The organism is Aminobacter sp. NyZ550, from assembly GCF_025628925.2.
Classification (GTDB): domain Bacteria; phylum Pseudomonadota; class Alphaproteobacteria; order Rhizobiales; family Rhizobiaceae; genus Aminobacter; species Aminobacter ciceronei.
The window spans coordinates 3,517,897-3,532,014 of sequence record NZ_CP114190.1 but is presented as its reverse complement, the minus strand read 5'-3'; the positions used below and the strand labels follow the sequence as shown (position 1 = coordinate 3,532,014).

The 14,118-nt window shown below is 63.9% G+C and carries 8 protein-coding genes; 2 read left to right on the top strand and 6 right to left on the bottom strand.

Annotated features, from left to right (window positions below; all coding sequences use genetic code 11):
- Positions 1 to 2: 2 nt before the first annotated feature.
- Positions 3 to 1,169 carry a type VI secretion system protein TssA gene (gene tssA, locus N7E70_RS17575; protein WP_263007119.1) on the bottom strand — a complete coding sequence of 389 codons (1,167 nt, stop codon included), beginning with the start codon at positions 1,167 to 1,169 and terminating at the stop codon, positions 3 to 5.
- A 270-nt stretch (positions 1,170 to 1,439) separates the two neighbouring features.
- On the opposite strand from tssA, the gene tssH reads away from it, so the two are divergent.
- On the top strand, positions 1,440 to 4,235 hold the full coding sequence (tssH, locus tag N7E70_RS17570) for a type VI secretion system ATPase TssH (RefSeq protein WP_263007174.1): 2,796 nt from the start codon (positions 1,440 to 1,442) through the stop codon (positions 4,233 to 4,235).
- Between the two features lie 19 nt (positions 4,236 to 4,254).
- Here tssH and N7E70_RS17565 read toward each other — a convergent pair whose 3' ends face one another.
- Positions 4,255 to 4,521 (bottom strand): hypothetical protein, encoded by a 267-nt coding sequence (locus N7E70_RS17565; RefSeq protein ID WP_192316406.1) that lies wholly within the window; start codon positions 4,519 to 4,521, stop codon positions 4,255 to 4,257.
- Between the two features lie 14 nt (positions 4,522 to 4,535).
- The gene (locus N7E70_RS17560) at positions 4,536 to 7,322 is read right to left on the bottom strand and encodes a caspase family protein (RefSeq protein ID WP_263007118.1); all 2,787 of its coding nucleotides are present in this window, start codon (positions 7,320 to 7,322) and stop codon (positions 4,536 to 4,538) included.
- A gap of 273 nt (positions 7,323 to 7,595) precedes the next feature.
- Between N7E70_RS17560 and N7E70_RS17555 the strand changes: the two genes are divergently transcribed.
- A complete protein-coding gene (locus N7E70_RS17555; protein WP_263007117.1) occupies positions 7,596 to 9,632 on the top strand; it encodes a serine/threonine-protein kinase in 2,037 nt (678 codons plus the stop codon).
- Positions 9,633 to 9,639: 7 nt separating this feature from the next.
- On the opposite strand, the gene N7E70_RS17550 is transcribed toward N7E70_RS17555, so the two are convergent.
- The 3 genes from N7E70_RS17550 to N7E70_RS17540 form a co-directional block, all read right to left on the bottom strand.
- On the bottom strand, positions 9,640 to 10,308 hold the full coding sequence (locus N7E70_RS17550; RefSeq protein WP_263007116.1) for a DUF2161 domain-containing phosphodiesterase: 669 nt from the start codon (positions 10,306 to 10,308) through the stop codon (positions 9,640 to 9,642).
- Positions 10,309 to 10,581: 273 nt separating this feature from the next.
- Positions 10,582 to 12,519, bottom strand: coding sequence for a CocE/NonD family hydrolase (locus tag N7E70_RS17545; RefSeq protein WP_083948586.1), 1,938 nt, complete (start codon positions 12,517 to 12,519; stop codon positions 10,582 to 10,584).
- 7 nt (positions 12,520 to 12,526) lie between these two features.
- Positions 12,527 to 14,101, bottom strand: a complete 1,575-nt coding sequence (locus tag N7E70_RS17540) for an ABC transporter substrate-binding protein (protein WP_263007115.1) — start codon at positions 14,099 to 14,101, stop codon at positions 12,527 to 12,529.
- Between the last annotated feature and the right edge of the window lie 17 nt (positions 14,102 to 14,118).

Genomic DNA, 14,118 nt, shown 5'->3' with positions numbered 1-14,118 from the left:
GGCTACCTTTCATCCTTCTGAGGCGTCTTCTTGTCAGTTACGCCGGCGAGGAGCCGGAATTCCTTGAGCCCCGACGGGGCGAGATCTTCCATCAGCTCGACGAAATCCATGTGCACCATGCGGCGCACGCGCCGGGCGAGGTGCGGGATCGGGCTCGACGGTTCGGTACGGTCGTAGAAGGCGACGACGAGATCGAGGCATTTGACGACGTCGTCGCGCGAGGTCAGGCGTTCGGGGAGTGCCATTGTCGGTCCAGCATGGTTGACCACGGGCTCTGGCGCGTGGCCGTTGGGCTGTGCGGCCGCAGGTGCCGAGGTCGCCGTCTCCGGCACTGTTGCCGCGTTGGGCGCCGGCCGCGCGGCGGCTCCGCGCTCGATCGTGGTCAGCATCCGGTCGAGAAATTTCTTGAGCTCCGGGACAGCCGGTCCGGTGCTTTCCAGCCGCTTGTTGAGCGCCGAGTCGAGGGCAGCAAGGGCGGCAGCCGCCGCGCGGGCATCGGCAACCAATTGTTCCAGGGCCGCGGCAGCCTGATCGGCCTGGGCGGCGCAAGCGCTGCGCAGGCGCGTCAACAGCTGCTCGTGCTTGGTCGACAGGGCTGCACGTTCGGCGGCGTTCAGCCCCTGTGCCGCTTCCTGCAGCATGACGCGGTCGTCGAGCGCACCCTGCTCGAGCTCGCGGCCGGTAACCGGGCCGAAGCCGCGCGGCGCGAAGAACACCATCTTCCTGAGGTCGTGGAGCAGACCAGGCTCCTGGCCGTTCTGCAGGTCGAGCACGGCGTTGACGCGGCGCAGTGCTGCATCGCGCGGTGGCGCGTTGGGCCGCAAAGCGGGGTGCATCGTGTCCCAATGCGCGTCGAAGGTCCGCGCGATCAGCATCAACCCTTCGGCAAGGCCGGCCAGTCCGCGGGAATTGGCCAAGGCGCGGGTGACCAGCGTCAGCAGGCGCAGGTCGCGGCCATGGGTGCGCAATTCGTCGGCTTTTTCGAGGACGTCATCCCAGTCGACCGGAATGCTCACTTCGGCCGAGGGCCGGTTGCGCTCGTCATGGACGACATCGGATTGCGGGACGGCGAGGCGCTCGAGATCATGGAAGCGCGGATCATTGCGCAAATCTTCCCCCGACGGGTTTTCACCGTTCAAAGGGTTGAGCCAGAGAGCAAGATCAACCACGCACCCCCCCACGCCATACTCAGGTCGGAAGTAGCCGGTATTCCACTCGATTTTAGTTTTAGCACAGTTCAGGCGCCGCTCAAAGTTGGACGCGTCTAGCCCTTAAGCGTTAGTCACCACGGCCGCGCGAATTGTTATAGTCGTTCGGTGGCGGGGGCGCGGATACCGTCCGCCCCCGCTCGTGGGCCGGCTTTGTAAAGTCGCGGTTTGTGTGGCAAATTGCAGTGATCGCAGTCCGGCCATTGGAGAAATTCCATGGAACAGAAGGGCATGCAGCAGCGCAGGTCGTCTCAGGGCTTCAAGCGCAAGGAACTGGTCGGCAAGCTCAATCCCACCTGCTTGCGCGCCTTCAAGGCGGCGGCCGACGCAGCAAAGCTGCGTGGCAACCCTTACGTGGAACTTGTTCATTTCATTGAGCAACTTGTACTTTCGGATCGCTCCGACGTGCAGATGATCCTGGCTGACGCCGGCGTCGATGCGGCACGCGTCGCCGGCGACATGACACGCGCGGTCGACAAGCTGCCTTATGGCGCGACCTCGATCGAAGAGTTCTCCGACCACATCTTTCACGCCATCCAGGAGGCCTGGAACCTGGCGACGCTGGAGTTCGGCTCGGACGAGGTGCGCAGCGCCCATGTGATCCTGGCCTGCCTGAAGGTGCCGGTGCTGGAAGGGCTGGTGTCGAAGATCAGCACCGAGTTCGACAAGATCGACGCCGACGGCGTGATCGCGCGTTTTGCCGATGTGATCGACGGCTCGCTGGAAGGATCCTCCGCAAGTGCAGCGACGCCCTCCGACGAGGCGCCGCGGCGCCTGTCACCGGGCGGGGAGTCGGCGCTGGCGAAATATGCCACCGACCTGACGCAGCGGGCACGCGACGGCAAGATCGACGCCGTCGTCGGCCGCGATCCGGAAATCCGCCAGATCGTCGATATCCTGATGCGCCGGCGCCAGAACAACCCGATCCTGACCGGCGAGGCCGGCGTCGGCAAGACGGCTGTGGTCGAAGGCTTTGCGCTACGCATCGCCGAAGGCGACGTGCCGCCGATGCTGCAAGGGGTGAGCCTGCGCATGCTCGACGTCGGGCTGATGCAGGCCGGTGCCAGCGTCAAGGGTGAGTTCGAGAAGCGGCTGAAGGCCGTCATCGACGAGGTGCAGTCCTCCGAAACGCCCGTCATCCTGTTCATCGACGAGGCGCACACACTGATTGGCGCGGGTGGTGCTGCCGGCACGGGGGACGCGGCAAACCTGCTGAAACCGGCCTTGGCGCGCGGCGAACTGCGCACCATCGCTGCCACCACCTGGGCCGAATACAAGCAGCATATCGAAAAGGACCCGGCGCTGACCCGGCGTTTCCAGGTGGTCAAGATCGAGGAGCCCGACGAAGCGGCCGCCATACTGATGCTGCGCGGCGTTGCCGGCGTGCTGGAGAAGCACCATGAGGTGCAGATCCTCGACGAGGCGATCGAGACGGCGGTCAAGCTGTCGCATCGCTACATCCCGGCGCGGCAACTGCCCGACAAGGCGGTCAGCCTGCTCGATACGGCCTGTGCCCGCGTCGCCATCTCCCAGCACTCCCGGCCCGGCGAGGTCGAGGACCTGATGCGCCGCAGGCAGGCGCTCGAGGTCGAGCAAGGCATCATTGGCCGCGAGGCAGCGATCGGCATCGAAGTGGACGAGCGCAAGGCGCGCGTCGAGGCCGGGCTGGTCGAGACGGACGCCGCACTGGCTGCGGCCCAGGAGCGCTGGGACAGGGAAAAGGCCGCCGTCGCCGAAATTCTCGACCTGCGCGCTAGGCTGCGCGGGCAGGGCGTGGCGCTCGATCCCGTTGTCGCGGAGGCGCAGGCGTCGGAAGAGGCAGCCGAGGAACCGATCGCTGCCAATGACGATGCTGCTGTCGATCAGGATGTCGCGGCTGACAGCATACCCCAGGTTGAGCAGGTCGAAACCGCTCAGCAAACAGAGGCAGTCTCCGATCCCGGGGCCGACCTTGTGCGGCTCAAGCAGCTGATGGCGGTGCTGGCCGAGGCGCAGGGCGAAACGCCGTTGATCCTGCTCTCCGTCGACCGCAATGCGGTGGCCTCGGTGGTACAGGACTGGACCGGCATTCCCACGGGACGGATGCTGACAAGCCAGACGGAAAAGGCATTGCGGCTGGCGCAGACTTTGTCCGAGCGCGTCGTCGGCCAGGATCATGCGATGGAAATGATCGCCAAGCGCGTTCAGACCAGCCGCGCCGGGCTCGGCGCGCCGGAAAAGCCGGTTGGGGTGTTCCTGCTCTGTGGCCCCTCGGGTGTCGGCAAGACCGAGACGGCGCTGGCGCTGGCCGAGACGCTCTATGGTGGCGAGCAGAACCTGATCTCGATCAACATGTCGGAATTCCAGGAAGCGCACACCGTGTCGACGCTGAAAGGCGCGCCTCCCGGATATGTCGGCTACGGCAAGGGTGGCATCCTGACCGAGGCTGTCAGGCGCAGGCCCTATTCGGTGATCCTGCTCGACGAGGTCGAGAAGGCGCATCCCGACGTGCACGAGATCTTCTTCCAAGTCTTCGACAAGGGCATGATGGACGACAGCGAAGGCCGGCGGATCGACTTCAAGAACACGCTGATCCTGCTCACCTCCAATGTCGGCTCCGAAGTCATCATGACCAAGACCAAGGGCGGCGAACTGCGCGAGAATGTCGAGCATCTCGATGCGGCCTTGCGCGCGCCCTTGCTCAAGGTGTTCCCGGCGGCCTTCATCGGCCGTGTCGTGACGATCCCCTATTATCCGCTGTCGGGCGAGATGATCGAGGCGATCACCCGCCACCAGTTCGGCAAGATTGCCCGCCGGCTGCAGGTCAGCCACGGCGCGGAACTGGTGATCGGCGATGGCGTGATGGAACTGATCAAGGCGCGCTGCACCGAGATTGAGTCAGGCGGCCGCATGATCGACGCGATCCTGACCAACACGCTGTTGCCGGAACTCAGCCGCGGCGTGCTCAACCGTTCGCTCGATGGAGAAAAGCTGACGCGCGTGACGGTCGGCGCGTCAGGTGAGGGGTTCAGCTACGAGTTTGGGTAAAAGAGTTTGAGCGAAGAGCCTACCAATCGCTAGGGCCGCCGCCACCGCCGCTGTCGCTTCTTTCGCTGCGTTCAACACTCGGCGTCGCCGGAACGATCGGCTTCTTGACGACCCTTGGCTGAACCGGCGCCGCGACAGCGACCTTCCTCACCGGGGCCGCTTTCTTGACCTGCACTGGCTGCACGGGTTGAACCGCTGCCTGTTCCTCGACTTTCATCATGGAACCGCAGCCGCCCAGCGGCAGAAGTACAGTTGCCATAAGAAGACTGATGGTATGCGATCGCATGTAACGTCTCCCCTTCATGAGCCCAGCATGTCCAGACGTGGCCGTGAATCGATCCATTCCTTGCGCAGAAGTGCCATCAGCAACTCCCGTGAATCGCGTGGCGCATCATCACCGAGGACGGCGGTTGCGGCCTCTCGCGTACGAGCACCCAGCTTTCCGTCAATATCTCCAACATCTTGACCCGCTCGCTGGAGCGCCAGTTGCACTTCTTTGCCGACGTCCGAGGCGCTGCTTTTGCCTAGGTCGGCTTTTGCTTCGGGGGAGATGTCTTTCATGTTTTGTGATGCTGCTAGGGCAAGTAACCGCACTACCTCGCCGCTATCACGTTGAAGGTTCGGGTTATCTTTGAGCAGCTTGGCGGCGAAGTACCCACCCCAAGCATCGCCTCTTTCTGCGCTCTCGCGATACCAACCAAGCAGGGTGTCGGTGTTCGCATTGCCGTTTTGTACAGCCATGAAGCCAAGTAGCCGACCTGCCGATGGATGGCCTTTAGCGCGTGCCTTCTCGAACAACTCCGTTGCCCTACTCAGATCTTTTTCGACACCTGCGCCGTCCCGATACAGGACGCCAAGATTGACCATCCCGTAGACGTCTTCACGCTTTGCGGATTCTTGGAAGAACTGAAGGGCTCGAGCGTAGTCCTTTTTGACAAAGCGTCCGAGATAATACTCAGTTCCGAGCAAATTCATCGCATATGTGTGTCCCGATTCTGCAGCGCGCTCAGCAAGAGCCATGCCGCGAGCCACATCGGCTTTCACCCCCGTTCCATTCACGAGGGCCTTGCCCAGCGCATATTGCGAATAAGGATCGCCGCGCTTGGCGCCGGCTTCGAACAGCGGGATCGCCTTGGCCGGATCGCGCTCGACCGCGGCACCGAACTGATAGAGCCTGCCGAGCAGATAGCTGGCGCGGACATGGCCAGCGTCGCTGGCGGCGTTGAGCTCGGTCAGCGCGTCCTTGAAATCGCCTTGGGCATAAAGGGCACGGGCGTACTGGTATTTGAACCGGGCGATCTCGGGATGCTGGTTGGCGGCTGCCTTGCAGGCGGTGAGCGCCCTGGGTACGTCGATGTCGTTGGGCAGCTTGCCGTCGGCAACCGCCTGGACGTCGAGCGGTTCGGCGGCGAGCGTGTCGCATTCATTGACCGAAACGGCGACGTTGATGGTGATCGGGGCGGGTGCTGCGGTCTTGGCAGCCGGCATCAGCACGACGGTGCGCAGCGGCTCCTTGGCAGGCGCCTTGTCGGCGGGCAGGGGGATCGGCTTGACCTCCATGCTGTCGGTGCTTGTGTCGACCTTGCCGGCGCTGCCGCTGGTGTTCATCGCCACGGTCTCGGCCACCGGCTTGGCATCGTCCTCGGCAGCGACGAGCTTGAGCGACGGGCGGATGCGCAGCTTGGTGATGTCTTCGGCCTTGATCAGGTCGCCCTCGGAAACGATCTTGCCGTCGACCGCCACCTGCGTCTCCGGATCGCGCTTTTCGAGCCGCAGCCAGCCGGTGGGGGCGGCACTCGTCGAGCGCACCACTTCTTCGGGCATGGCGGCGAAGCCGGTGCCGATGTCGGATGCCATGGCGACGAGGATCGGCTTTGCCTGTTCGGGCGCAGCCGGCTTCGGCTCGTCGCCCTGCTGGATGTTGAGCGCCGGCTTGACCTGCGCCTCGGCGACGGCCTTGCTATCGACGACGACGCGGACGATGCCGCTGGCGCTGCGGCCGCCATCGGTGGTGACGGTGTAGCGCACCTCGTCAGCGGTCATGTCGACGGAAGCCGGCTTGAACATGACCTCTTCGATGCGATCGGCCGCAATCTTGCTGTCGAGGCTGAGCTGCTGGTCGCCGAGCCAGAGCGTGCCCTGGTCGGGCAGCTTGGTGAAATTGACCGTCAGCTCGGCGTTGCCGCTGGTGATCGGCGGCGAGATACGCAGCGCCACCTCCTTGGTTTCAGGCGGAACACGAACCTCGCGCATATCCTCTATAATCAACAGGTTCTGGCGGGTTACGAAGAAGAAAGATGAGGTGAGGCTCGACGCATCCCACGGCGTCTGGCGCCCATCTGTGCGCTTGATGACCTCGGCGCGGATGTCGCTGAGCAGCTTCCTGACCTCGACATTCGGCTTCAGCGCATATTCGGCGAAGGTGCCGGTGAACGGGCTCAAGCCATCATTGCCGTCGAGCGCGACACGGTCGGGCGCGGTCGAATAGACGATCAGCGTGCCGTCCTGCGGCGCGACCGAGGCCAGGCCCTTCTTTCCCTCGACCGCGACCTTGGCCTGGCCGACATAATAGGAATTGTTGGCGAAAGGATTGTCGCGGCAGGCGTCGAGGATGGCGATCTGCAGCGAGGAGGTTTCGCGCATGTATTCGAGCAGGCTCGACATGTTGTAGGCTTGGACCTCGAGGTCGTAGGAAGTCGCCAGTGTGGCGTCGACCGGGATCATGAAGTTGTGGCCGCCGACCTGCACGGCATGGCCACTGTAGTAGAACAGCGCGACGTCGCCGTCGTTGAGCGTCCTGAGGAAGCCGAGAATGGTCTCTTCAAGCCCCTTCTTGTCGAGGTCCTTGCCGAGCGTGACCTCGAAATTGGCGCGTTCCAGCACCTCGCGGATGCGGTCGGCGTCGTTGGCGGGGTTGGGCAGCGGGGCCAGATGCTGGTAGGCGGTGTTGCCGATGACCAGTGCAGCGCGGCGGCCTGACACGCCGTCAGCCGCCAAGGCTGTGCTCAGGGCTAGGAGCAGGATGAGACCGCAGGCGGCGAGAGCGCCGCTCAGGCGCGCGAGAATGCCAGCATTGCGAGCAGGCAAGCAGCCTTCGCATACCATGAACTGCTCCTTCCGGACATGCAGTCTTTACAGGCTTGGCACGGCTTGCATCTATTAGCGGTGAAGCATCCTCCTGACATGGACCTGTGTCAACGCAGTCGACATAGATCAAACGGCCTATTGCCCGGCCCGCGCAAAGGCCTCGCGAGCAAAAGTCCCCATCGCGAAAATCCGTGTTATTGTCAGTCTGGTGATCGAAAATCGCAGGTGTGAAGCAATGGCCGAACGGCGCTCACGCATGGATGGAACCAGGTCATGACGCCGGAGGACAAGACACGTATCGCGCCCGATACCGGTGTTCATCAGGGCGTGCAGCTCAACGGCATCTATGAGATCGACGAGCACATCGCCACCGGCGGCATGGGCGAGGTCTATCGCGGCCACAACATCCAGACCGGCGACCCGGTGGCGATCAAGGTCGTGCTGCGCGAATTCGCGCGCGACCAGGGCATTCTGGCGCTGTTCCGCAAGGAGGCGTCGATCCTCAATCACCTCTCCAACGACGCCATCGTGCGCTATCACGTCTTCACCATCGATCCGACCATCGGCCGGCCCTATCTCGCCATGGAGTTCGTCGACGGCCAGTCGCTCGGCGAGCGCATCCGCAATGGCCCGCTCGACACGCGCGAGGCGCGCAAGATGCTGGCTCGCGTGGCCTCCGGCCTGTCGGTGGCGCATGAGGCAGGTGTCATCCACCGCGATCTGTCGCCCGACAACATCGTCCTGCCCGGCGGCAAGGTCGAAAAGACCAAGATCATCGATTTCGGCATTGCGCGATCGGCCAATGTCGGCGGCGGCACTTTGCTCGGCGGCAGCTTCGCCGGCAAATACAGTTTTGTGTCGCCCGAGCAGCTCGGGCTGTATGGCGGCGAAATTACCGACCAGTCCGACATCTACAGCCTCGGCCTGGTGCTGGCCGCCGCCTTGCGCGGCAAGCAGCTCGACATGGGCGGATCGCCGGTCGAGGTGATCGAGAAACGCCGCACGGTACCGGACCTCACCGGCATCGACCCCGATCTTCTGCCGTTGCTGCAATCGATGCTGCAGCCCGACCCCAGGGATCGCCCGGAAAGTGCGGCGGCGATCGTCGAATGGCTGCGCGAGACGAGCGGTGCAACGGCGCCGCCCGTCACGCTGCCCGGCATGCCGCTGCATGACCAGGAACAGCGCAAGCCTGTCGAAGCCTGGCGGCCGCCGGGATCGGCATCGAGCGGGCAGAAGCCGATGCCGGCTGAGGCGGTGCTGCCGCGCGATGCGCCGTGGCGCACCGCCGGTACGACGGGCAGGCCAATGCCCGACCCACGGCAAAGAGCAGCCCCCAAACCTGCACCCGCCGCGAGCGCAACCAAGTCACCACGCGGTGCGCTGGTAGGTACAGTCTTGCTGGCCGCCGTGGCCGCCCTGGGCGCCGGCGCCTATTTCTCCGGGTTGATGGACGGGCTCCTGCCGGGAGAAACTGATGTGACATCGGGGCAGGAAGCCGCTGGCGGCAAACTCACGCCGGCGCCGCCCGTACCCAAGGAGACGGTGCAGGTTCCGGCCAAACCTTTGCCAGAGCCCGCGCCTGTAACCGAGGCAAAGGCGCCGGCACCGACTGACATCGCCAAGCCGAAGCCCGCCGAGCCGGTCAAGCCAATTGCCTTGCCCGAGCCCCCGCAGGCTGCGATGAGCGCCGCCGACTGGTTCAAGTCCTTTGACGGCGGTCCCTGCTTCTATGCCTCGGTGGCCAACGCATCGGCGCCCAGCCCCGAGGTCGAGGGGCTGGCGACCTCGAAGGCGCCGTTCGACAAGCTGAGCCGCGACTTTGCTTCGGCCTTCGGCAACGGCCCAAAGGTCAATCCGCGCATGATCGAGCGCGAGCAGTGCCCAGTCGCCGATTTCCTCGAGGCGGTGCATCCGGACACCGGCCAGGGCCCGACCCTGCAGTTGAACAAGGACAACCTCAAGGTCGGGGACTCGCTGCAAGGCACGCTGAGCCGGACCGGCAGCCGCAATGTCAACCTGCTGCTGATCGGCAAAGACGGCGTCGTCTACAACTTCGCCAGCCTGCTCAAGAAATCCGGGCCCGACGCGGCGAGCTTCAGCATGAAGCTGTTCCCGCTCAACGACCAGGAGGCCACGGCGCCCGAACCGCATCTGATCGTGGCGCTGGCGAGCGACAGCGGCATCAAGGCTGCCGACATCAAGGACCCCGAGCTCGCTTCCGACCTGTTCCCGAAAATCCGCACGGAGATCGAAGCACAGCCGAACGCCGCCGGCATCGCCTTTGCCTATTTCCTGTTCGACCGTTGAGTTTCGTTCAGATCACGGCGGGCGGCTGCTGAGGCCAGCGCTGCAGCGCTGCACGACCCGTATCCGTCAATTCGTAGATGCCGCGATCAACGCGTATGAACCAGCCATAAACATTGTCCTGCAGGATTTTGGGCGCGCGCGACACTGACTGGCTGAGGTCGCGCGGCCGCCTGGGGCCGTCGACAAGGGCCACGGCGCATTTCAGCGCGTCCTGGCGATAGGCGGTCATAACAGGCGCGCGCGAGCCACCGCCGACGACTGGGTCTCCCTGCCTCCGGCGATGTTCTGATACGAGGCGCGAGCGCCGTTTCGGATCGCGGCGCGGCGCCGGTGCCTCCGGGCTGAGCAGGACTTCGACCCGTTCGTCGTCGAATATGCCGAGCAGGCCGAAACCCAGGCGACGGCAGAGATTGCGGAAGCGTTTGTCGCCCTCACGGCCCTTGCCGCGCGGCGACATGCGGGCGGCAAGCCAGATCTCGTCGGCGGCGGCTGCGCGATCGACACCTTGCAGGATCAGCTCGAGATTGAACTGCAGCTTCAGCTCGCAGACGACGACGATGGGCGGCGCATCGCTGCTCAGCGCCAGCAGGTCGCAGCCGCCGATCTCGCCCTTGACCTCGAAGCCGAGGCCTTCGAGGAAGCGTTTTACCGGGCTGTAGAGTGCCGTCTCGAGCAACAGGTTTTCTCACCGCATGAACGCTGGGCCAAGGCTGTGCCTCGTCGCTGGCGCTGGCCAGGTCTGCGTCGAATCATTCAGGATATCATGCCGATGCCACCGCCATAGTCGAGCGGTGACATCCGGCATCCGGACATTCGACCCGGTTGGCGGTCAATTCGCCAGGACAGAGCCTGGAGCAAGTCCAGGAAAAGTGTGCAGCGGTTTTCTGTCCGGAATTGCGCGGAAACGAGAAGATGGAGAGTTTCCGCGATTCGAAGAAAAGCGGAAACGCTAGTCCGAAATCGGGTCGATATCCTGCAATGCAGCCGCCGAGAGTGTCCTCAACCTGATGCGGGAGGCGCGTTGCTGGTCGCAATAGACCATGTTGCGGGCGACACGCTTGGCGCGGCCGCGGCCTTCCGGTGCGCCGGTGTTGGGATTGACGTCGAACTTGGGAAAATTGCTCGAGGATATGTCGAGCCGAAGCCTGTGGCCCTTCTTGAACAGATTGGCCGTGGCAAAGGGTTCGATGGTGATGCTCATCACCTCGCCCGGGACGCAGGGTTTCGGCGCATCGAAGCCATCGCGGTATCGGCAGCGGAATATGCCGTCCGTCAGGATCATGGCAAAGCCGGTGGGATAGTCCTCGCTCGGCGGATAAACGTCGATCAGCTTTGCGGTGAAGTCGGTATCGGGGCCGTCAGTGGAAGCGAACAGCTCAACGGTCACCGGACCGACGACGGCAATGTCTTCGGCAAATGGCTCGGTTTCGAAGGAGAGAACGTCCAGCCGAGCCGAAAGCGGCAGATTGGTGTTGTCACAGCCGAAGAACCGCGCCTGCTCGCGCTGATCGAAGCCGCCGCCCTCGAACACCGGTTGGCCGCTGGTCAGCGCGCCGCCGATGGTCGGCACGGGGTGCTTCGGATCGAAGTCGTAGACGAATGGAGCTGCCGTCCGGGCAGGGGCCTCGGTCGACAGGCGGCCGTCCTCGTGGAGGTGCAGCACCGTTTCCTCGGAGGTCGGTACCGGCCAATCGGGCGCGGCGATCCAGCGCCCACCATGGTCGAGGCGGCCTTGTGGAGTCTTGCGGCCCGACCCACCGCCCATGACGAACAGGCGCGCGCGGGGTTCTCTGTCGACGCCATTGTCTGCGTTCTTCATCCAGCGGTCGAACCAGCGGCGGCGAAACTCCAGCCAGCTTTCGCTGACATTGCCGCCCAAGGGGGCGGCCGCGCCGAACTCGACATCGCCGGCGAAGGTGGCGTTGCGGTTGCCGTGCAGATTGGGGCCCATGATGAGCGCCATCGGACGATCCCGGTCACGCGCCAGTCCTTCGTAATTCTCGAAGGTGGTTTTCACATAGGCATCGTACCAGCTCGACAACAGCGCGACCGGTACGTTCGGGAAGGTATCGTAGCTTTCGGCAGCATAGATGCCGGGCTGCTTCCAGTAGTCGTCGAAGGTGCCGTGACGCCACTGTTCGAGCAGATAGTCCTCGTATTCGGGGACCCAACGCACCGGTGAGCGCCGCTCGGACCAGGGCATGGCGTTGAACCAGCTTTTGACATCCTCCGCTTCCAGTGCGCGCAGCAGGTTGGGGTCGTGTTTGGCCGCGGTGCTCTCGCGGGCATTGTTGTACGCCCAGGTTGCCTGCTTCAATTCAAACGCGCCGCCCTGGCGAATGCCGCAGGTAAAGGCGTTGGAGAACCCACCGGAGTCCATGACCATCGCAGCAAGGCCGGGCGGGTTTAGGCAGGCCAGCGCCATCTGGGTATGCGCGGCATATGACAGCCCCATCGTGCCGATCTTGCCATTCGACCAGGGTTGCTCGACGATCCAGGCAAGCGTGTCGTAACCGTCAGGACCTTCGGCGAGGTACTTGGTGAACGCGCCTTCCGAACCATGTCGGCCGCGGCAATCCTGATAGATCACGACATAGCCGTGGCGGACGAAGTGGCTTGCGACTTCGGCCCGCGTCATCGGCCTTGCCATGCCGAGTTCGATTTCCGAGCGCGAGCGCTCATCCTTGCCGTAGGCGGTACGTTCCAGGATGACGGGCAGGGCGTCTTCCAACACCCTGCCGTCATTTGCCGGACGATAGATGTCGGCCGCGAGCCGGACACCGTCGCGCATTGCCACCATCACATCGCGGTGGACCACGACGCCGGGGCTCACCTGCTCGAGCGCGGGCAAGGACGCGACGCCCATCGTTTCGGCTGCTGCTTTCATGACTGCCTTACTTCGTCGTGTGGGCAAAGGTGGCGAGCGTGTCTTCGCCCTTGGAAGGGGTGAAGGCGATGCTGTCCCGGCTCGCCCAGGTGACCACCGGCCAGTAGAGCGGCATGATGGCGACGTCGCCGAAGGCGACCTCGGCGGCTTCGGCCAACAGCGCGTTGCGCTTGTCGACGTCGAATTCGGCCAGCGCCTCCTTCATCTTGGCGTCGTAGGCGGGATTGGAATAACGCGCCCGGTTGAAGGAGCCGGTGCCAGCTTCCTTGTCGAACGTCATCAGCACGTTGGTCATGCCGGGCGCCGCAGACGGGGTGGTTGTGCCGAAGGAGAATACGAAGGCCGAGAATTCCTGCTTGCCGGCCGCCGCGACATAGACGCTGTAGGGCTGGGTGACGACGCCGTTGACCTCGAGTCCACCACGCGCAAACAGCTGGCCCAGTGCCTGGCCGACATCGGCGTCGCCGGCAAAACGGTCGTTGGACGAATGCACTGTGATGCCGAAACCGTCGGGATAACCCGCCTCGGCAAGCAAAGCCTTGGCGCCGGCGAGATCGATCGCGTCCGGCTTGAGATTGGCCGAGTGGCCGCCGATGCCTTCAGGCACGAGCTGGCCGGCGGCGGCACCTGCACCCGACAGGATGCGGTCGATCAAAAGCTGGCGATCGACCATCTTCGACATCGCCTGGCGCACGCGAACATCCTTCAGCGGGCTCGGCGCCAGCTTGGCGCCCGCCTTGTCGGTGACGAACGGGCTCTCGTCGCGTGCGCTGTCGAGTGCCAGATAGATGATCCGTGCCGAGGGCGTGGAATGCAGTGCGATGCCCTCGACGCTCTTCAGCGTTGCGACATCCGCCGGCGGCACGGCGTCGATCAGATCGACAGCGCCGGAACGAAGCGCCGCCACGCGTGCGGCGTTGTTGGAGATCGTGCGGAAAGTGACCTTTTCGAATTCCGGCTTGTCGCCCCAGAAATCGTCGTTGCGCTGAAGCACAAGGCGGTCGCCCGGCACCCATTCGACGAATTTGTAGGGACCGGTGCCGATGGTCGCAGCGCCACTGTTGAAATCCGCGATGCCTTTGCCTTCGGAGGCCTTCCTGGAAACGATGTAGACCATGCCGGCCAGTTCCATGAATTGCGGCGTCGGCTTCTTGGTGGTGAAGCGGATGGTGGTCGGATCGACGATCTCCATCTTTGCGATGGAGCCGACATTGGCAGTGAACGGTGCCGGGCTGTTTTCGATCGTCGACACGCGTTCGAGCGAATAGACGACGTCCTCAGCGCTCAGCGGTGAGCCGTCGTGGAACTTGACGCCCTGACGCAGCTTCACTTCCCAGGTGAGCGGATCGGTATTCTTCCAGGATTCGGCCAGGTTCGGCTTGATCTGAAGGTTTTCGTCCTGTTCGACCAGCCGCCCGAAAATATGCTGGGCGGCATTCTGGTTGTTGCCGGTGCGCGAGAATTGCGGGTCGATCGCCGAAGGCTCGGCGGAAATGCCCACTGTAAGGTCGGCGGCAGATGCGGCCATGGAAAAGCTGCTGGCCAAAAGCAAGGCTGCGAAAGACGAACGGATGATCTGCATGGTCGTGTTCCCTTTTC